Raw genomic sequence first — 20533 nt, forward strand, 5'->3', positions numbered from 1 at the left:
TATAAAGGAAAGCCGGCAGGACGTTGACTGGTGACCCTGCCTGCTTCCCTGATTATCAGAGCAGATCGCGCTGGGCGAGCTCACTCCTGATACGTTGCAACACCTGCTCGATGGATAACTCGGTAGAGTCCAGCTGGATAGCATCGGCCGCCGGTTTCAGCGGGGCCACCGCACGCTGGGTGTCACGCTCATCACGCGCACGTATCTCATCCAGGAGACTCGCCAGACTAACATCTTCACCCTTTGCCTTCAACTGCAAATAGCGGCGTCGAGCGCGCTCCTCCGCGCTGGCGGTGAGGAACACTTTCAAGGGCGCATCAGGGAAGACCACAGTACCCATGTCGCGACCGTCGGCGATCAGGCCTGGGGCCTCGCGGAATGCGCGCTGACGCTGCAGCAGCGCCTCGCGCACGGCGGGCAGCGAGGCGACCATCGAGGCGCCGGCACCGACCGTCTCGGTGCGAATGACGTTGCTGACGTCCTCGCCTTCGAGAATGATCTGTTGCAGCTTACCGGGTTCAGCGGCGACGAATTGTACATCCAGATGGGCGGCCAGCGCCTTGAGCAGCTCCTCGTTGGTCAGGTCGACCCCATGGTTGCCCGCAGCGAAGGCCAGCAGCCGATACAGCGCGCCGGAGTCCAGCAGCCGCCAGCCCAGTTCGCGAGCCAACAGCCCGGCCACGGTACCCTTGCCTGAGCCGCTTGGCCCATCGATGGTGATGACCGGCGCTTGCGAACTCACGACTTGCCCTCTTCTGCGACGCGGATGCCGACTTCGGCGCACAGCGCCAGGAAGTTCGGGAACGAGGTGGCGACGTTGGCGCAATCATGGATGCGGATCGGCCCGCTGGCACGCAGCGAGGCGATGCTGAAGGCCATGGCGATGCGGTGGTCGCCATGCCCATGGACTTCGCCACTACCAATCTGGCCGCCGTCGATGATGATGCCGTCCGGGGTAGGCTCGCACTTCACGCCCAGGGCGATCAGGCCGTCAGCCATCACCTGGATGCGGTCGGACTCCTTGACCCGCAGCTCTTCGGCGCCACGCAGCACGGTACGCCCTTCGGCGCAGGCGGCGGCGACGAACAGCACCGGGAACTCGTCGATGGCCAGTGGCACCAGGTGCTCCGGGATGTCGATGCCCTTGAGCCTGGCACCGCGCACACGCAGGTCGGCCACCGGCTCGCCGCCGACTTCACGCTGGTTCTCCAGAGTGATGTCGCCGCCCATCAGTCGCAGGATGTCGATCACACCGGTACGGGTGGGGTTGATGCCGACGTGCTCGAGCACCAACTCCGAACCTTCGGCGATGGAGGCCGCCACCAGGAAGAAGGCCGAGGAGGAAATATCCGCTGGCACTTCGATGCGAGTCGCAGTCAGCTTGCCGCCGGACTTGAGCGAGGCCACCGGGCCGTTCGACTCCACCGCGTAGCCAAAGCCGCGCAGCATGCGCTCGGTGTGGTCACGGGTCGGTGCCGGCTCAGTGACGGTGGTGGCGCCTTCAGCGTACAGGCCGGCCAGCAGCAGGCAGGATTTGACCTGGGCACTGGCCATCGGCAGGGTGTAGGTCAGCGCCTTGAGCTTGTGGCCGCCACGAATGGTCAGCGGCGGGCGCCCTTCAGGGCCGGTCTCGACCACCGCACCCATCTCGCGCAGCGGGTTGGCCACACGGTTCATCGGGCGCTTGGACAGCGAAGCGTCGCCGGTCATGGTGGTGTCGAACGGCTGCGCCGCCAGCAGGCCGGACAGCAGCCGCATCGACGTGCCGGAGTTGCCGACGTACAGCGGGCCAGGTGGCGGCTTGAGGCCGTGCAGGCCCACGCCATGGATGGTCACGCGGCCATGGTGCGGGCCTTCGATGACCACACCCATGTCACGGAAGGCCTGCAGGGTCGCCAGGGCGTCCTCACCTTCGAGGAAGCCTTCCACCTCGGTCGTGCCTTCGGCCAGCGAGCCGAGCATGATCGAGCGGTGGGAAATCGATTTGTCGCCCGGTACGCGGATCCGTCCGGACACGCGGCCACCAGGTTGGGCCAGGAAAATCAGGTCGTTGGCGTTCATAGCGTCCACATAGGCCCGACGGGCCAGGATTTTACTGAAATGCTCGCGGGCCACCCGGGCGCGGGTGAATACACCCAGCAATTGGTGCCCGTCCCCTGCATCGACCGCGTCGCGCAGGGCGTCGAGGTCGCTGCGAAATGTATCCAGCGTGCGCAGGACGGCTTCACGGTTGGCGAGGAAGATGTCGTGCCACATGATCGGGTCGCTGCCGGCGATTCTCGTGAAATCGCGGAAGCCTCCCGCAGCGTACCGGAAGATATCCAGGTTTTCATTGCGCTTGGCCAGGGAGTCGACCAGGCCGAAGGCCAACAGGTGCGGCAGGTGACTGGTGGCCGCCAGGACTTCGTCGTGGCGCTCCACCGGCATGTGCTCGACGTCGGCCTCCAGCGCGCGCCACAAACGGTCGACCAAAGCCAGGGCAGCCGGGTCGGTCTCAGCCAGCGGCGTGAGGATGACCTTGTGACGACGGAACAGCGCGGCGTTCGAAGCCTCCACCCCGCTCTGCTCGGAACCGGCGATCGGGTGCCCCGGCACGAAGCGCGGCAGGCGCGCGGCGAAGGCCTCGCGGGCAGCACGCACGACGTTACCCTTGGCGCTGCCGACGTCAGTGATCACCGCATCGCCCAGGTCGAGCTGGGCCAGCCGCGCCAGGACTTTCTCCATGGCCAGGATCGGCACCGCCAACTGGATCACGTCGGCGCCGACACAGGCCACGGCGAGGTCGGCCTCGCAGCGGTCGACCACCCCCAGGATGACGGCCTGCTTGCGCGACTCGGCATCCAGGTCGACGCCGACCACTTCACGGCACAGGCCGCTTTCGCGCAGGCCCTTGGCGAACGAACCGCCGATCAGGCCCAGGCCGACCACGACCAGGCGGTCGATCAGCGGCGCGGATTTGTTTGTTACAGCATCAACCACGAGTGCGAACCCTGTTCAGAGCGGCAACCTGTGCCGAGTGAAAGCATGCCGGTGGAAGGAGGCAGCAGCGCTGCGAGCGCCCCTACCGGACGCGAAGCGCCCCCAACCACTGGCGACAACAATTTCAGAGTACCGCCTTCGGATACGACCCCAGCACCTTCAGTGCCACCGCCTCCTGGCTGATCTTCTCGAGCACCGCCTTGATCAGCGGGTCGCGGTGATGGCCGACGAAGTCGATGAAGAACACGTAGGTCCACTTGCCACTGCGCGACGGGCGAGTCTCGATGCGGGTCAGGTCGATGCCGTTGTCGTGGAACGGCACCAACAGTTCGTGCAGCGCCCCCGGCTTGTTGCTCATCGACACGATGATCGAGGTCTTGTCGTCACCGGTCGGCGGCACTTCCTGGTTGCCGATCATCAGGAAGCGCGTGGAGTTGTCCGGGCGGTCCTCGATCTTCTCGGCCAGGCGGGTCAACCCGTACAGGTTGGCCGCCATATCGCCGGCGATCGCCGCCGAGTTCCACTCGCCCTTGACCCGCTTGGCCGCCTCGGCGTTGCTGGAAACGGCAACACGCTCGACGTTCGGGTAGTGGGCGTCCAGCCACTTGCGGCACTGGGCCAGCGACTGGGCATGGGAGTAGATGCGGGTGATGCTGTCGGTCTTGGTGTTCTCGCCCACCAGCAGGTGGTGGTGGATGCGCAGTTCGACCTCGCCACAGATCACCATGTCGTGCTCGAGGAAGCTGTCCAGGGTGTGGCTGACCGCACCCTCGGTGGAGTTCTCCACCGGCACCACGCCGAAGTTCACGGCACCGGCCGCCACTTCGCGGAATACCTCGTCGATGGCCGCCATCGGCCGGCTGACCACAGCGTGACCGAAGTGCTTCATGGCCGCTGCCTGGGTGAAGGTACCCTCAGGGCCGAGGTAGGCCACTTTCAGCGGCTCTTCCAGGGCCAGGCAGGACGACATGATCTCGCGAAACAGGCGCGCCATCTCTTCGTTGTCCAGCGGGCCCTTGTTGCGCTCCATGACGCGCTTGAGCACCGCGGCCTCGCGCTCGGGACGGTAGAATACTGGCTTCTCGCCTTCGGCCAGGGAGGCGGTCTTGACCTTGGCCACTTCCTGGGCGCAGCGGGCGCGCTCGCTGATCAGCTCGAGGATTTTCTCGTCGAGGCTGTCGATGCGCACGCGCAGCGCCTTGAGCTCCTGTTCGGACATCAGCCGTGCTCCTTCTCGAATTCAGCCATGTAGGCCACCAGGGCGTCGACCGCTTCCAGACCCAGGGCGTTGTAGATCGAGGCGCGCATGCCGCCGACCGAGCGATGCCCCTTGAGGTTCAGCAGGCCGCGGGCATCGGCGCCGGCGAGGAAGGTTTTGTCCAGGCGCTCGTCGGCCAGACGGAACGGCACGTTCATCCACGAACGGGCGTTGATGCTGATCGGGTTGGTATAGAAGTCGCTGGCATCGATGAAGCCGTACAGGCGCTCCTTCTTCGCGCGGTTGCGCTGCTCCATGGCCTCGACGCCGCCCTGCTCCTTGAGCCACTCGAACACCAGGCCCGAGAGGTACCAGGAGTAGGTGGCCGGGGTGTTGTACATCGAGCCGTTGTCAGCGGAGATCTTGTAGTCGAGCATGGTCGGGCAGCTGCTGCGCGCGCGGCCGAGCAGGTCCTCACGGACGATAACCACCACCAGGCCGCTCGGGCCGATGTTCTTCTGCGCGCCAGCGTAGATCAGGCCGAATTGCGAGACGTCGATCGGGCGCGAGAGGATGTCGGAGGACATGTCGACGACCAGCGGCACGTCACCGGTCTGCGGCACCCAGTCGAACTGCAGGCCACCGATGGTCTCGTTGGACGCATAGTGCACGTATGCGGCGTTCTTGGTCAGATTCCAATCGTTCTGCCCAGGGATAGCCAAGTAGTCGTAGGGCTTGGCGCTGGCGGCAACGTTGATGCTGCCAAAGCGGCGGCCTTCCTCGATCGCCTTCTTCGACCAGATGCCGGTCTCGATATAGTCGGCAGTGGCGCCTTCAGGCAGCAGGTTCAATGGAATTTCGGCGAACTGCTGGCTGGCACCGCCCTGGAGGAACAGCACCTTGTAGTTGGAGGGAATGGACAGCAAGTCGCGCAGGTCTTGCTCGGCCTTTTCGGCGATCGCCACGTAGTCGTCGCTACGGTGGCTCATTTCCATCACGGACAAGCCCTTGCCACGCCAGTCCAGCATTTCGGCCTGGGCACGCTGCAGGACAGCGTCAGGAAGCGCAGCAGGGCCTGCGCAGAAGTTAAAGGCTCGTTTGCTCACATCCACTCTCGCTCTGCTCTATTCAGTCAGCGGGGCGACCAAATGGTCGCCCCGCCCGGGTTGTTGCGCTGTGTTATTCCTGAGGTGCCTCTTCGGTGGCACCGCTGTCGTCGTCGACCGCTTCGATTGCGCCGATCTCGACGCCCTCCTCGTCCGTCTCGATGAACTCATCGGCGTCCTCGGACGGCTCCTGGATACGCTCCAGGCCCACCAGCGTCTCGTCGCTGGCCAGCTTGATCAGTGTCACACCCTGGGTGTTGCGGCTCAGGCTGGAAACTTCGCCGACCCGCGTACGCACCAGCGTACCCTGGTCGGAAATCAGCATGATCTCCTCGCCTTCCTGCACCTGGATGGCGCCGATCAGCAGACCGTTGCGCCCCTTGGTACCCATGGCGATCACCCCCTGGCCGCCACGGCCGCGGCGCGGGAACTTGGAGAGCGGGGTGCGCTTGCCGAAGCCACGCTCGGAAGCGGTGAGGATTTGTGCGCCAGACTCAGGGATCAACATCGAAATGATCCGCTGGCCCTTGCCCAGCCTCATGCCGCGTACGCCACGCGCATTACGGCCCATTTCACGAACCACGCTCTCGGCGAAGCGGATCACCTTGCCGGCGTCGGAGAACATCATGACTTCCTTGGCGCCGTCGGTGATGGCTGCGGCGATCAGGGTGTCACCCTCCTTGAGCTTCAGAGCGATCAAACCGTTGGAGCGCGGACGGGCGAACTGCACCAGCGGGGTCTTCTTCACAGTGCCGGAGGCGGTGGCCATGAAGATGTAGGCGCCAGTAGGCTCGGCAACCCATTCCGGGGTATCACCGTCTTCCTCGTCGATTTCCTCGACCTCGACCACCTCACCCTCGAGCACGGTGTCGTCGGCCTCCTCGATGTCTTCGTCGACACCGGCGCTCTGCTGCAAAGCCTCGAGGTCGATCTGCAGCATCGCGGTGATGCGCTCGCCCTCTTCCAGCGGCAGCAGGTTGACCAACGGGCGACCACGGGCAGCGCGCGAGGCTTCGGGGATGTCGTAGGTCTTGAGCCAGTACACCTTGCCCTTGCTGGAGAACAGCAGCAGCGTGGCGTGGCTGTTGGCGACCAGCAGGTGTTCGATGTAGTCCTCATCCTTCACCCCAGTGGCCGACTTGCCTTTACCGCCACGACGCTGGGCCTGGTAGGCGGTCAGCGGCTGGGTCTTGGCATAGCCGCCGTGGGAGATGGTCACCACGCGCTCTTCTTCCGGGATCATGTCGCCGTAGTTGAGGTCGTGGCGCGCGTCGAGGATCTCGGTGCGGCGCACATCGCCGTATTCGGCGCGGATCGCCTCCAGCTCCTCGCGAATCACCTCCATCAGGCGCTGGGCGCTGCTGAGGATGCGGATCAGCTCGCCGATCTGTTCGAGGATCTCCTGGTATTCGGCCAGCAGCTTCTCGTGCTCCAGGCCCGTGAGGCGGTGCAGACGCAGGTCGAGGATCGCCTGAGCCTGTTCCGGTGACAGGAAATACTTGCCGTCGCGCAGGCCGTACTGTTCGGGGAGATCTTCCGGGCGGCAGGAGTCAGCGCCGGCGCGCTCGACCATGACCTGCACGGCACTGGACTCCCACGGCGTGCTGACCAGCGCTTCCTTGGCTTCGGAAGGCGTCGGCGAGGCCTTGATCAGGGCGATGACCGGGTCGATGTTGGACAGCGCGACCGCCTGGCCCTCGAGGATATGGCCACGCTCGCGCGCCTTGCGCAGCTCGAACACGGTGCGACGGGTCACCACTTCACGGCGGTGACGGACGAACGCTTCGAGCAGGTCCTTGAGGTTGAGCAGGCGCGGACGGCCATCGATCAGCGCGACGATGTTGATACCGAACACGCTCTGCAGCTGGGTCTGCGAGTAGAGGTTGTTGAGCACCACCTCTGGCACCTCGCCGCGACGCAGCTCGATGACGATGCGCATGCCGTCCTTGTCGGACTCGTCGCGCAGCTCGGTAATGCCTTCGATCTTCTTCTCTTTGACCAGCTCGGCGATCTTCTCGATCAACCGCGCTTTGTTTAGCTGGTAAGGCAGCTCGGTGACGACGATCTGCTGGCGACCACCGACCTTGTCGATGTCCTCGATTTCCGAGCGGGCGCGCATGTAGATGCGGCCACGGCCAGTGCGATAGGCCTCGATGATGCCCTGGCGGCCGTTGATCAGGCCGGCGGTGGGGAAGTCGGGCCCTGGGATGAACTGCATCAGTTCATCGATGGTGACCTCGGGGTTGTCGATCAGCGCCAGGCAGCCGTCGATCACCTCGCCCAGGTTGTGCGGCGGGATGTTGGTGGCCATGCCCACGGCGATGCCGCTGGAGCCGTTGACCAGCAAGTTGGGGATCTTGGTCGGCATGACCGCCGGGATCTGCTCGGTGCCATCATAGTTGGGCACCCAGTCGACGGTTTCCTTGTGCAAGTCGGCCAGCAGCTCGTGGGCCAGCTTGGTCATGCGCACTTCGGTGTATCGCATGGCCGCGGCGTTGTCGCCGTCCACCGAACCGAAGTTGCCCTGGCCGTCGACCAGCAGGTAGCGCAGCGAGAATGGCTGGGCCATGCGCACGATGGTGTCGTACACGGCGGTGTCGCCGTGGGGGTGGTACTTACCGATGACGTCACCGACCACACGGGCGGACTTCTTGTACGGTTTGTTCCAGTCGTTGCCCAGTTCACTCATCGCATACAGAACGCGACGATGCACGGGCTTCAAGCCGTCACGCGCATCGGGCAGCGCTCGCCCGACAATCACGCTCATCGCGTAGTCGAGGTAGGACTGTCTCAGTTCGTCTTCGATATTGACCGGGAGGATTTCTTTGGCCAGTTCGCCCATGAGAAGCCTGATTCCTTTTTCTGGTGAAACTTCGCCGTATCCATCGGTGGACGAACGAAGCTCGCCGCCGCAGCGCTCGGCCATGCGGCGACTTACGACAAATCAATGAGTTGAGCCATGGATCTGCGCAATGAAGGCCGCTGCAAAGCGCGACCTTGGAAACTGTCGGATGGTATCACAAAGGCTAGGAGCGTGGGAGATAGGGCAGGCTGCCGCTGGAGCGGAAATATGCGCGGATTTCACCGCCCCTACCGCCCTTGCCCCGCGATAGGGCCAGCTCATCCGACACGCCCCTTCAATGCAACCGCTTGCGACACATCAACTGGGCGATCTTCGCGGTATCCGGCCGCTCGACGATACCCTTCTCGGTCACAATCACATCGACCAAGTCCGCCGGAGTCACATCGAACACCGTATTGATCACCTCGACATCCGCCGCAACCCGCTTGCCCGCGACCTCCAGCAACTCCCCCGCCTCGCGCTCTTCCAGCGGAATGTCGTCCCCCGTTGCCAAGTTCAGGTCGATACTGGTGCTAGGTGCCACCACCATGAAGCGCACGCCATGGTGCATGGCCGCCACCGCAAGTTGGTAGGTGCCGATCTTGCTGGCCACGTCGCCATTGGCGGCGATGCAGTCGGCCCCCACCACCACCCAGGTGATGCCCTTGGTCTTCATCAGGTGGGCAAGCGCCGAATCCGCGCACAAGGTCACCGGAATACCCTCATGGGCCAACTCCCAGGCCGTCAGGCGCGAACCCTGCAACCAGGGCCGGGTTTCACCGGCATAGACACGCTCGACCATGCCCTCCAGGTACGCCGCGCGAATCACCCCCAGCGCGGTGCCGAAACCGCCGCTGGCCAGGGCGCCAGCATTGCCATAGGTGAGCAGGGTCTGCTCGCTGCCCTGGTGCTTGCGGATCAGCTCGATACCATGTTGAGCCATGGTCAGGTTGGCTTCCCGGTCGCTCTCGTGAATCGCCACCGCCTCGGCCTCCAACGCCACCAGCGGGTCCTCGCCGTCACGCAGCCGCTGCAGCCGCTCCCGCATGCGATTGAGCGCCCAGAACAGATTGGCGGCAGTCGGTCGCGACTCGGCCAGGGCAAGGAAGTCCTCCTCCAGCGCAGCCTCCCAGTCATCGCCTTCGGCCAGCCGCTGGCGCAGGGCCAGCAACAGGCCATAGGCCGCACTGATACCGATCGCCGCCGCACCGCGCACCGCCATCGCGCGGATCGCCTCGACCACCTCGCCAACCTCGGCGCAGGCCAGCCAACGCTCGCGGGCAGGCAGCAGACGCTGGTCGAGCAGGTGCAAGGTACCGTCACGCCACTGGATGCCGGTCACCTTCTCCGCCGCCAAAAGTCGCTCGCGCATCGCCTCTCCCCGTCGTTCGCTGTTCAAAAGCGGTCGATTATAGCGAGCCTGCGCCGCCGGCGCTCGGGTATACTGCGCGTTCCGCCTATAGAAGCAGGTAACCCGCATGCCCCCAGTCGCCCCGCCCCTCGACCTGCTGCTCGCTCCTAGCTGGCTGGTCCCTGTGGAGCCGGCCGGGGTGGTACTCGAGGGCCATGCCCTGGGCATCCGCGAGGGCTTGATCGCCTGGATCGGCCCCCGCGAGCGAGCACCGCAGGCCAATGAGGTACGCGAGCTGCCCGACTGCCTGCTGGCGCCCGGGCTGGTCAACGCCCACGGCCACGCCGCCATGACCCTGTTCCGCGGCCTGGCCGACGACCTGCCGCTGATGACCTGGTTGCAGGAACACATCTGGCCCGCCGAGGGTCGTTGGGTCGACGAAGCCTTCGTGCGCGACGGCACGGACCTGGCCATCGCCGAACAACTCAAAGGTGGCGTCACCTGCTTCGCCGACATGTATTTCTTCCCCCGCGAAGCCTGCGACCGCGTGCACCGCAGCGGCATTCGCGCCCAGGTGGCGGTGCCCTTGCTGGACTTTCCGATCCCCGGCGCACGCACGCCCGACGAGGCTCTGCACCTGGCCATCGAGCTGTTCGGCGACCTGCGCCACCACCCGCGCATCAGCGTCGCCCTGGGCCCACATGCGCCGTACACGGTGAATGACGAGAACCTGGAGAAGATCCGCGTCATCGCCGAGCAACTCGACGCACCGCTGCACATGCATATCCACGAGACCGCCGGCGAAATCGAGCAGGCCGTGGCCGAGCACGGCGAGCGCCCCTTGGCGCGGCTGGCGCGCCTTGGCCTGCTGGGCCCGCGCCTGCAGGCAGTGCACATGACGCAGATCAGCGACGACGACCTGGCCCTCTTGGTAGAAAGCAACACCAGCGTGGTGCACTGCCCGGAGTCCAACCTCAAACTGGCCAGCGGCTTCTGCCCGGTCGAACGCCTGTGGCAGGCCGGGGTCAACGTGGCCGTGGGCACCGATGGCGCCGCCAGCAACAACGACCTCGACCTGCTAGGCGAAACCCGCACCGCGGCGCTGCTGGCCAAAGCGGTCGCCGGCTCCGCCACGGCCCTGGACGCCCACCGCGCATTGCGCATGGCCACGCTCAACGGCGCAAGGGCCCTGGGCCTGGAGGCCATCACCGGTTCGCTGGAAGTGGGCAAGGCTGCGGACCTTGCCGCCTTCGATCTGTCGGGCCTGGCCCAGCAGCCGGTGCACGACCCCGTTTCACAGCTGATCTACGCCACCGGCCGCGACTGCGTACGCCACGTCTGGGTCGCCGGCCACCACCTGCTCGACGACCGGCGCCTGACGCGCATGGACGAGCAGGCCCTGATCGACACCGCCCGCGCCTGGGGCCGCCGCATCCGCGCAGGCAAAGAATGACTGGCCGGCAGCCGCCGCTGCCGCCCGTGACACCTTTCATCGAAGTTTCAGAGGATTGTTCAATGAGCAACGTCGACCACGCCGAAATCGCCAAGTTCGAGGCCCTGGCCCATCGCTGGTGGGACCGCGAAAGCGAATTCAAGCCGCTGCACGAGATCAACCCGCTGCGCGTCAACTGGATCGACGAGCGCGCCAGCCTGGCTGGCAAAAAGGTGCTGGACGTCGGTTGCGGTGGCGGCATCCTCAGCGAAGCCATGGCCCTGCGTGGCGCCACCGTGACCGGCATCGACATGGGCGAGGCGCCCCTGGCGGTGGCCCAGTTGCACCAGCTGGAATCGGGCGTGCAGGTCGAGTACCGGCAGATCACCGCCGAGGCCCTGGCCGAAGAGATGCCTGGCCAGTTCGACGTGGTCACCTGCCTGGAGATGCTCGAGCACGTGCCGGACCCTTCCTCGGTGATCCGCGCCTGCCACCGCCTGGTCAAGCCCGGCGGCCAGGTGTTCTTCTCGACCATCAACCGCAACCCCAAGGCCTACCTGCTGGCGATCATCGGTGCCGAGTACGTCCTGAAGATGCTGCCGCGCGGCACCCACGACTTCAAGAAGTTCATCCGTCCCTCGGAGCTGGGCGCCTGGAGCCGCGTCGCGGGCCTGGAGGTCAAGGACATCATCGGCCTGACCTACAACCCACTGACCAAGCACTACAAGCTGGCCAGCGACGTCGACGTCAACTACATGATCCAGACCCTGCGCGAGGAATGAGCATGCGTTTGCGAGCAGTACTCTTCGACATGGACGGCACCTTGCTCGACACGGCGCCGGACTTCATCGCCATCTGCCAGGCGATGCTCGCCGAGCGCGGCCTCCCGGCCATCGACGACAAGCGCATCCGCGACGTGATCTCGGGCGGCGCGCGGGCCATGGTCGCGGCGACCTTCGCCATGGCTCCCGAGGCCGAAGGCTTCGAAGCCCTGCGCCTGGAGTTCCTCGACCGCTACCAGCGCGACTGCGCGGTGCACAGCCGCCTGTTCGACGGCATGGCCGAGCTGCTGGCCGACATCGAGAAAGGCAACCTGCTGTGGGGCGTGGTGACCAACAAGCCCGTGCGCTTCGCCGAGCCGATCATGCAGCGCCTGGGTCTGGCCGAACGCTCGGCACTGTTGATCTGCCCCGACCATGTGAAGAACAGCAAGCCTGACCCAGAGCCACTGATCCTGGCGTGCAAGACCCTCGACCTGGACCCGGCCAGCGTCCTGTTCGTTGGCGACGACCTGCGCGACATCGAGTCGGGCCGCGACGCGGGCACCCGCACGGCGGCAGTGCGCTACGGCTATATTCATCCAGAGGACAACCCCAACAATTGGGGCGCGGACGTGGTGGTGGACCACCCCCTGGAATTGCGCAAGGTGATCGACAGCGCCCTGTGCGGCTGCTGACCCCACGGCGCCAACAGGGTTCGCGTCGCTTCTTCGAGATAGGGAATTTTCAATGTTCGACTACACCGCCCGCCCCGACCTGCTCAAGGGCCGGGTCATCCTCGTCACCGGCGCAGGCCGCGGCATCGGTGCCGCCGCCGCCAAGGCCTACGCCGCGCTCGGCGCCACCGTGCTGCTGCTGGGCAAGACCGAGGCCAACCTCAACGAGGTCTACGACCAGATCGAAGCCGCCGGCCACCCGCAACCGGTAGTCATCCCGTTCAACCTGGAAACCGCCCTGCCGCACCAGTACGACGAACTGGCGGTGATGATCGAGGAGCAGTTCGGTCGCCTCGACGGGTTGCTCAACAACGCCTCGATCATTGGCCCACGCACACCGCTGGAGCAGTTGTCGGGCGACAACTTCATGCGCGTGATGCACATCAACGTCAACGCCATGTTCATGCTCACCAGCACCCTGCTGCCGCTGCTGAAACTGTCGGAGGACGCCTCGGTGGTGTTCACCTCTTCCAGCGTCGGGCGCAAGGGTCGCGCCTATTGGGGCGCCTACGGGGTGTCGAAGTTCGCCACCGAGGGGCTGATGCAAACCCTGGCCGACGAGTTGGAAGGGGTCGCGCCTGTGCGCGCCAACAGCATCAACCCAGGCGCCACGCGCACGGCGATGCGTGCCCAGGCCTACCCCAGCGAGAACCCACAGAACAATCCGCTGCCCGAAGAGATCATGCCCGTGTACCTGTACCTGATGGGGCCGGACAGCGCCGGGGTGAATGGGCAGGCGTTCAACGCGCAGTAGAGATGTAGAGTTGGGTTGGCTGTGCCGGCCCTATCGCGGGGCAAGCCCGCTCCTTCAGGTTCACCGCTGGCCTTAAGGACTGCGGGGTACCTGTGGGGCTAGTCCCGCGATAGGGCCGCCAGCCCCACAACCTTCAACCCGCCGCCAGCGCCGGCCGTGCACGCCCCTGGTTGCGTTGCTCCATCTGCATGCAGCGCTCCAGGAACAGGAACATGCAGTCGTAGCTTTTGCATACCGCCTTGCGCAGCTCATGGCGTAACAACTGGGTCGGCTTCTCGCCTACCAAGGTACAGATGATCTCCAGCGCCTCCCAAGGGTGCGCATCGTCGTACTGGGCGTGCATCTTCAACCACTTCATCGCCCGCTTGCGGTCTTCCTCGGGGAACCCCTGGGCGTAGGTGTCGTTGGCACAGACCACGGCCGACCACTCCCCGGTTGCGCCCTCGATGGCGTAGTTGGTGGCCGCCATGGCAATCGCCAGGGACTCGGTGGCACATACGCGCCAGCACCAGTCGTTCAAGCCATTGAGCTCCGGCGGCACATCCTGGGCTTGCAGCTCGTGCGGGTGGATGCCGTGGGCTTGGGCCCAGTGCACCCAGTAGTCGGCATGGTTGAGTTCAACGCGAATGTTGCGCATCAGCCAGCGGCGCGCCATGTCCTCGCCGGGGTGGCGGGCGTAGCGGGTCTTGGTGAGGTTCTGGGCCATGTACAGGGAGAACTGCTCGACCACCGGCCAACCGCCAATCAGGTACTGGCGAATGGTACTGGGCTTGAGCTGGCCATCGCGCAATCGCTGGTAGAACTCATGCTCGACCACCCTGCGCTTGCTTTCACGGCAATCCTCGATCAGTTGCCGGGCCCAATCGGGATAGCTGGCGGGGTCCATCAATGGCCCGATCCTTATGAATGCATCAATCACTGTCAGCTCCTTGATTCCCTGTGATTTGCCGACGTTATGTCAGCGAAAGGTCCCCGGCGCCCTGTGCAACAGGGGCCTAGCGGCAATCCGTTGGCGCTGCAGGCTGTCGCAGGTGAACACCTGCGGCCGCTCGATCAGGTAGCCCTGGGCGTAATCCACGCCGATCTCCTGCAAGGCCTGCTCGATCAATGGCGTCTCGACAAACTCGGCAATGGTCCTTTTGCCCATCACGTGGCCGATGTGGTTGATCACCTCGACCATGGCCCGATTGATCGGATCGTCCAGCATATCTTTGACGAAACTTCCGTCGATCTTCAGGAAGTCTACAGGCAAATGCTTCAAATACGCGAACGACGACATTCCGGCGCAGAAGTCGTCGAGGGAGAACTTGCACCCCAGGCCTTTCAATTCATTGATGAAGCGAATTGCGCTTCCCAAATTGGCGATAGCACTGGTCTCGGTTATTTCGAAACAAATCATCCGCGGTGGAATGCGGTACTCGCCAAACAAACGCTGCAGGTACTCCAGGAATTTGTCGTCGCCAATGCTGGTGCCCGACAGGTTGATCGCACACATGGCCAACGGGCCCTCGCGCGCCTCGTCCAGGCACTGGCGGATCACCTGGAACACGTTGCGCACCACCCAGCGGTCCAACGCGGTCATCAGGCCATAGCGCTCGGCGGCAGGGATGAAGCTGTCGGGCAGGATGGTGCGGCCCGTCTCGTCGTGCAGACGCAGAAGAATCTCCAGATGCCCGGGGCCGGCCTCGGGCTTGAGCGCCGCGATTTCCTGGGCGTACAGGCAGAAGCGGTTTTCTTCCAGGGCCACGTGCAGGCGCTGAATCCAGGCCATCTCACCGAAGCGCATGGACAACTCGCTGTCGTCGGCGTGGTACACCTGAACCCGGTTACGGCCCTTCTCCTTGGCCATGTAGCACGCCATGTCCGCAGCCCGCAGTGACGCTTCCAAGGTGCCCGGCGACTGGGTGATGTGCACCAGGCCAATGCTCACGGTGGTGACGAACGGCCGCCCTTTCCAGACGAAGTGCAGGCTCTGCACGGTTTGGCGCAGGTGCTCGGCAATGCGCTCGGCCTGGTCCGAGGGGCAGTTCTCCAGCAGCACACCGAACTCGTCGCCGCCCAGGCGGGCCAGGGTGTCACCCTCGCGCAGGCCCGATTGCAGCACCGCGCAGATATGCCGTAGCAACTCGTCGCCCGCCGCGTGGCCACAGGTATCGTTGACCAGCTTGAATTGGTCGAGGTCGAGGAACATCAGCGAATGCCGCCCGCCCTGGCGCGCCAGGGCATTGAGCGCCTGCTCCAGGCGGAACTCGAACTCGCGACGGTTGGCCAGGCCGGTCAGCGCGTCATGAGTCGCCTGCCATGAAAGGTTGGCGATGTACTGGCGCTCCTGGGTCATGTCGTGCAGGGCCAGGACGATACCGCTGACCTGCCCGTCGGTGAGGATCGCCGAACCCACCAGGTTCACCGACACCGTGCTGCCATCCAGGCGCTGAATCAACCGGGAGTGCTCGGCGCCGCCCTTGAGGCTGCCACTGAGCACCTGTTCGACCAGGGTGAGACTGTCCTTCTCGGCGTTCTCGTCGAGCAGGCTGAACAGCGACGCCAGCGGCAGACCCTGGGCCTGGGTGCCTTGCCAATGGGTCAGTTGCTCGGCGGCCGGGTTCATGTAGACGATGCAACCCTCGACATCGGTGGTGATCACCGCATCGCCGATCGACTCCAGGGTGATCTGCGCCCGCTCACGCTCCTCCTGCAGGGCGCTGGCGAATGCCTGGCGTTGCGACAGCAGCCTGCCGGAACGGCGCCAGGCCATGGCGATGAGGAACAGCGCGGTGACCAGGTTGGTGATCATCAGCACCCGCAGCAGCACCCGCGAGCCTTCGCCCAAGGCGTCGCTGAAAGCCTTGGCCGCCGGGGTCACGCCGTCGTTGATGGCGACAATGCGGGCGCGCCACTCGCTCACCTGGCGCGGGCCTGCGGTGCCACGGGAAAAGCCGTCGCGCATCTGCACGGCCAGCACATCCAACTGGCGCAGGTAGTCATCACCGATGTCCCAATAGTCGATGGCCTTCTGCATGTAGCTGATCTGGCGGAAGTTGCGGTAGAACCAGATGATCCGGTTGACGTCGTCGGGGTGGTTGCCGCCTTGCAGAATGCCGCGGCGCGCCATTTCCAGGTCGGGCACCGGCTGATCGAGGGCCACGCGCAGGTCATGGTCGCCCTTGGGCACATCGATGGCCTGACGGTAGCGCTGGAAGGTGCCCTCGTCGCGGTCGTCGGCGTACAGGTTGAGGTAATAGATGGCGTCTTTCTGCGCCTTCGACCACAGGCTCTCGCCCGCCACGTAGGCGCGCATTGCCGAGAGCGAATACAGACTGATGCTGCCCAGCAGCACCTGGAAGACCACAGCGGCGACAAAGGGCCAGATGATACCCAGCAGCCTTGGCGCTTCGAGAGCCCGATTTCCCTTCATGTAGTCCCTGTCATAGAGCGGCTTTGTCACGAATCGACCCAGACAAGCACAGCGTAGGCCATTTGCCATGACTGCGTGGGCTTTTTCACGACGCCTACAAGGAGATCTAGGACTGTTGCAGGTGCCCGTAGAGTTTGGCGTACAGGCCGCCTTCGGCGATCAGTTGCTGATGGCCGCCATCCTCGGCCACATGCCCGCCATCGAACACCAGCACACGATCGGCCTGTTTCACCGCCGACAGGCGGTGGGCGATGATCAATGTGGTACGGCCATCGAGGAAGCGCGCCAGGGCCTGGTGCAGGTTGTACTCAGTGGCAGCGTCCAGCGCCGAGGTGGCTTCGTCGAGAATCACCACCTTGGGCTCGGCCAGCACCATGCGGGCAATTGCCAGGCGTTGACGCTGGCCGCCGGAAAGGCGCACCCCGGAACGACCGACCACGCTGTCCAGGCCTTGCGGCAGCGCGGCGATGGTGGCGTCCAACTGGGCGATGGCCAAGGCTTGCCAGCACGCCTCGTCGCTGCAGTCGCGCCCCATGGCCAGGTTGGCGCGCACCGTGTCGTTGAACAACGACGGGTGTTGCAACACCACCGCGACATTCTCGCGCAGGGTCTCCAGGCCAATCTCCTGCAAGGTCGCGCCACCGAAGCGGATGCTGCCGGCCTGGGCGCTGTACAGACCCAGCAGCAATTGCACCAGAGTGCTCTTGCCGCCGCCGCTGGCGCCGACGATCGCCACCTTCTCGCCCGGGGCAATGGACAGGTCCAGGTGATCCAGCACCGGTTCGTCGACATAGGCGAAGCGCAGGTCGCGGACTTCGATGCCGACCGTCTCGCGCCCGGCGAACGGGTCGCTGGCCGCCGGGTACTGCGGCTCGTCATCGCGCGCCAGCAGCTCGTTGAGCCGACTCAGCGCGCCGCCGGCGGCGTAGTAGGCGTATTGCAGGTTGAGCAACTGCTCCACCGGCCCGATCATGAACCACAGGTAGCTGAACACCGCCAGCATCTGGCCGATCGACAGATCGGAAAACAGCACGGTGAGCATCGCCGCCGCGCGGAAAATGTCGATACCAAACTGGAACAGCAAGCCGCTGGCTCGACCACTGGCGTCGCTTTTCCACTGCGAGGCCACGGCGTAGTCGCGCACCTCGCGGGCCCGCAGGCCGAGGCGGCCAAGGAAATAACCCTGGCGGTTGCCGGCACGAATCTCCTGGATGGCGTCGAGGGTTTCCGTCAGCGCCTGGGTGAAACGCCCGGTGCTGTCGTTCTCCAGCTTCTTCAAGTGCTTGACGCGCTTGCCCAACTGCACGGTGAAGTAGATCACCAGCGGGTTGAACAGCAGGATCAGCAGCGCCAGTTGCCAATGCATCCAGATGAGGATGGCCGCGGTGCCGGTGAGGGTCAGCACCGCGACCAGGAAACGGCTCAGGGTTTCGCCGACGAACTTGTCGAGGGTGTCCAGGTCGGTGACAAGGTGCGTGGTCACCGTGCCACTGCCCAGGCTTTCGTACTCCTTGAGCGAGATGCGCTTGAGGCGCTCGATCAGGCGGATGCGCAGACGGTAGACGATGTCTTTGGCCAGGCCGGCGAACAGCTTGGCCTGGACCACGCCGAAAGCCAGCGAGGCCAAGCGCAGGGCAAGGGTCGCTACCAACATCAAGCCGATGTAGCCAGCGGCCACCTGCCAGTCGCTCGGCAGCAGTTGGTTCATCCACTTGAGCGCGGCATCGCCGTGGCCGAGCAGCACTTCGTCCACCAGCAGCGGCAACAGCAATGGAATCGGCACGCTGCACAGGGCCGCGAGCACGGCCACCAGGTTGGCGGTCCACAGGGCTTTCTTGTGATGCAAGGCCAGGCGGCGGATTTCCGCCCAACTCAGGCGATCGGGCGCAGCGGGGGGATTCCCTGGCACCGGGTCGGGCGACCCGGGCAGGTCAAGCACAGGCAGCCTGCTGCAGCCAGCGGCCGAGCAAGGGTTGCAGGCGCTCCAGCGGTTGGTAACCGTTGGTCAGCAGCGCCAACTGGCCGTTGCGCTCGGCCAGCAGAGTCGGAAAGCCGGCGATGCCCAGGTCCTGCACCCAGCTGAAATCCGCGGCGGTGGCGGCGCGGGTATCAGGGTGGGTGAAGGCCTCGGAGAAACGCCCGCGCTCGAGGCCGGCCTGCTCGGCCAGGTCGAGCAACTGCGGAGCGCGAGTGACATCCACGCCCTGCTCGTAGAACCCACGCTGAATCAACGCCAGCAGGCGCCAGGCGCCCTCCTCGTCCAATTCGCGCGCGGTCACCAGGGCCCGACAGGCCGGCTCGGTGTCGTAGACGAAGCCGTCGGGCATCGCCCCTTCGAAACGGAACGGTTGGCCGGTGGCCGACTCGACCGCCTGCCAGTGCTCGAGGATGTAGCGACGGGTCGAGCCGTCCAGCGCCGAACTGGCGCTGCGCAGGCCGCCCGGCACCAGGCGGGTGTGCACGCCGGCCTCACGCGCCTGGGCGATGAGCGCCTCGGCCACTGGTGCGAAGCCCCAGCACCAGGAGCACATCGGGTCCATCACATAGAGCAGGCGTGCAGTCATGCATCAGGCCTCGGCTTTGTAGTTGTAACCGATCGGGTGTGGCAGGTTGCGGGCCTTTGCCAGCTCGATCTGCTTCTGCCGGTCGATGGCGCTGCGCCGGGTCTTCTCGCTCAGGGTGTCCCAGCAGTGCGGGCAGCTCACGCCTGGCGAATAGTGCTCGGACGCGCGGTCAGCGGCGTCGATCGGGTGGCGGCAAGCGTGGCACTGGTCGTACTCGCCCTCGGACAGGTCGTGGCGCACCGTGACCCGGTTGTCGAAGACGAAGCAGTCGCCGTCCCAGAGGCTTTGTTCCTGAGGCACTTCCTCGAAGTATTTCAGGATGCCGCCCTTAAGATGATAGACCTCCTCGAAGCCCTCACCGAGCATGTAGCTGGAGGCTTTTTCGCAACGGATGCCACCGGTGCAGAACATCGCCACTTTCTTGTGCTTGCTGGGGTCGAAGTTGGCCTTGATGTACTCCGGGAACTCGCGGAAGGTCTCGGTCTTCGGGTCGATGGCGCCCTTGAACGTGCCGATGGCCACTTCGTAGTCGTTGCGGGTGTCGATCAGCAGCACTTCGGGGTCGCTGATCAGGGCGTTCCAGTCCTTGGGCTCGACGTAGGTGCCGACCTGCTGGTTAGGGTCCACGCCCGGCACGCCGAGGGTGACGATCTCTTTTTTGAGCTTGACCTTGGTGCGGTAGAACGGCTGCTCGTCGCAGTACGACTCTTTGTGGTCGACGTCGACCAGGCGCGGATCGCTGCGCAGCCAGGCCAGCAGGCCATCGATGCCTTCGCGGCTACCGGACACGGTGCCGTTGATGCCCTCATGGGCCAGCAGCAGGGTGCCTTTGACGCCGTTGTCGAGCAGGGCCTTGAGCAGCGGCTCGCGCAACTCGACGAAATCTTCCAGGGTGACGAACTTGTACAACGCCGCCACGACGATGGCTTGGGTCATGGGTATTTCTCCAGGTGGTTGCCCTCGCAAAGGGCGGACCGGAATGTACGGGTGCAAGAAAGCGAAAACCGCAATCGCGGGGCAGGCGCTCCTTGTGGGAGCGGGCCTGCCCCGCGATTGCGGTCGCGGATTCTACCAGAATGCCGGAAAGGATTCAGTGCCCGCCGCCGGCGCACACCGGCGAGGCCGGCGCGGCGCCGACCTGGGCCCATTCCTCGGGGGTGTAGGTGTGAATCGCCAGGGCGTGGATCTGCCCCATCAGCTCACCCATGGTCGCGTAGACCTTCTGGTGGCGCTTGACGCTGTTCAGGCCGGCGAACTGCTCGCTGACGATCACCGCCTTGTAGTGGGTTTCCTGGCCACGGCTGTGCATGTGGCTTTCGTTCAGCACCTGAAGGTGCTGGCCCACCAAGGGCGCCAGCTGCTGCTCGATGCGTTGCTGCATGTTCATCGGGTCGGGC

General features: G+C 65.0%; 16 protein-coding genes. 4 read left to right on the forward strand and 12 right to left on the reverse strand.

From position 1 onward, the window contains the following. Positions 1-55 precede the first annotated feature (55 nt). The 6 genes from cmk to mtnA all read right to left on the reverse strand — a co-directional run bounded on the left by cmk (position 56) and on the right by mtnA (position 9497). Positions 56-742 carry a (d)CMP kinase gene (gene cmk / locus P0Y43_RS03970; RefSeq protein ID WP_275636004.1) on the reverse strand — a complete coding sequence of 229 codons (687 nt, stop codon included), beginning with the start codon at positions 740-742 and terminating at the stop codon, positions 56-58. Further along, positions 739-2946 carry a bifunctional prephenate dehydrogenase/3-phosphoshikimate 1-carboxyvinyltransferase gene (locus P0Y43_RS03975; protein ID WP_275636136.1) on the reverse strand — a complete coding sequence of 736 codons (2208 nt, stop codon included), beginning with the start codon at positions 2944-2946 and terminating at the stop codon, positions 739-741. The genes cmk and P0Y43_RS03975 overlap by 4 nt, the downstream gene beginning before the upstream one ends. Before the next feature lie 157 nt (positions 2947-3103). Beyond that, entirely contained in the window at positions 3104-4198 is a 1095-nt protein-coding gene (pheA, locus tag P0Y43_RS03980) for a prephenate dehydratase (RefSeq protein WP_275636005.1), read from the reverse strand. Continuing rightward, the gene (gene serC / locus P0Y43_RS03985) at positions 4198-5283 is read right to left on the reverse strand and encodes a 3-phosphoserine/phosphohydroxythreonine transaminase (RefSeq protein ID WP_275636006.1); all 1086 of its coding nucleotides are present in this window, start codon (positions 5281-5283) and stop codon (positions 4198-4200) included. The genes pheA and serC overlap by 1 nt, the downstream gene beginning before the upstream one ends. A 73-nt stretch (positions 5284-5356) precedes the next feature. Next, positions 5357-8125, reverse strand: coding sequence for a DNA gyrase subunit A (gyrA, locus tag P0Y43_RS03990; RefSeq protein ID WP_275636007.1), 2769 nt, complete (start codon positions 8123-8125; stop codon positions 5357-5359). 295 nt (positions 8126-8420) lie between these two features. Then, the gene (gene mtnA, locus P0Y43_RS03995; RefSeq protein WP_275636008.1) at positions 8421-9497 is read right to left on the reverse strand and encodes an S-methyl-5-thioribose-1-phosphate isomerase; all 1077 of its coding nucleotides are present in this window, start codon (positions 9495-9497) and stop codon (positions 8421-8423) included. A gap of 106 nt (positions 9498-9603) precedes the next feature. On the opposite strand from mtnA, the gene P0Y43_RS04000 reads away from it, so the two are divergent. The 4 genes from P0Y43_RS04000 to P0Y43_RS04015 all read left to right on the forward strand — a co-directional run bounded on the left by P0Y43_RS04000 (position 9604) and on the right by P0Y43_RS04015 (position 13157). Further along, complete coding sequence (locus tag P0Y43_RS04000; protein ID WP_275636009.1) at positions 9604-10929, forward strand: TRZ/ATZ family hydrolase; 1326 nt, start codon at positions 9604-9606, stop codon at positions 10927-10929. Between the two features lie 62 nt (positions 10930-10991). Further along, a complete protein-coding gene (gene ubiG, locus P0Y43_RS04005; RefSeq protein WP_275636010.1) occupies positions 10992-11690 on the forward strand; it encodes a bifunctional 2-polyprenyl-6-hydroxyphenol methylase/3-demethylubiquinol 3-O-methyltransferase UbiG in 699 nt (232 codons plus the stop codon). 2 nt (positions 11691-11692) lie between these two features. Then, positions 11693-12364 (forward strand): N-acetylmuramic acid 6-phosphate phosphatase MupP, encoded by a 672-nt coding sequence (gene mupP / locus P0Y43_RS04010; RefSeq protein ID WP_275636011.1) that lies wholly within the window; start codon positions 11693-11695, stop codon positions 12362-12364. A gap of 52 nt (positions 12365-12416) precedes the next feature. Then, positions 12417-13157 (forward strand): YciK family oxidoreductase, encoded by a 741-nt coding sequence (locus P0Y43_RS04015; protein ID WP_275636012.1) that lies wholly within the window; start codon positions 12417-12419, stop codon positions 13155-13157. Between the two features lie 133 nt (positions 13158-13290). Here P0Y43_RS04015 and P0Y43_RS04020 read toward each other — a convergent pair whose 3' ends face one another. The 6 genes from P0Y43_RS04020 to P0Y43_RS04045 all read right to left on the reverse strand — a co-directional run bounded on the left by P0Y43_RS04020 (position 13291) and on the right by P0Y43_RS04045 (position 20523). After that, complete coding sequence (locus P0Y43_RS04020) at positions 13291-14076, reverse strand: TenA family transcriptional regulator (protein WP_275636013.1); 786 nt, start codon at positions 14074-14076, stop codon at positions 13291-13293. Positions 14077-14115: 39 nt separating this feature from the next. After that, the gene (locus P0Y43_RS04025; protein ID WP_275636014.1) at positions 14116-16572 is read right to left on the reverse strand and encodes an EAL domain-containing protein; all 2457 of its coding nucleotides are present in this window, start codon (positions 16570-16572) and stop codon (positions 14116-14118) included. A 106-nt stretch (positions 16573-16678) separates the two neighbouring features. After that, positions 16679-18511 carry an ABC transporter ATP-binding protein gene (locus P0Y43_RS04030; protein WP_275636015.1) on the reverse strand — a complete coding sequence of 611 codons (1833 nt, stop codon included), beginning with the start codon at positions 18509-18511 and terminating at the stop codon, positions 16679-16681. Next, complete coding sequence (locus P0Y43_RS04035) at positions 18504-19136, reverse strand: DsbA family protein (protein WP_275636016.1); 633 nt, start codon at positions 19134-19136, stop codon at positions 18504-18506. The genes P0Y43_RS04030 and P0Y43_RS04035 overlap by 8 nt, the downstream gene beginning before the upstream one ends. 3 nt (positions 19137-19139) lie before the next feature. Continuing rightward, positions 19140-20072 (reverse strand): rhodanese-related sulfurtransferase, encoded by a 933-nt coding sequence (locus tag P0Y43_RS04040; RefSeq protein ID WP_275636017.1) that lies wholly within the window; start codon positions 20070-20072, stop codon positions 19140-19142. A gap of 154 nt (positions 20073-20226) precedes the next feature. Beyond that, complete coding sequence (locus P0Y43_RS04045; RefSeq protein ID WP_275636018.1) at positions 20227-20523, reverse strand: BolA family protein; 297 nt, start codon at positions 20521-20523, stop codon at positions 20227-20229. Positions 20524-20533: the final 10 nt, after the last annotated feature.

Source organism: Pseudomonas entomophila (assembly GCF_029193575.1).
In the GTDB taxonomy this organism is placed as follows: domain Bacteria; phylum Pseudomonadota; class Gammaproteobacteria; order Pseudomonadales; family Pseudomonadaceae; genus Aquipseudomonas; species Aquipseudomonas entomophila_G.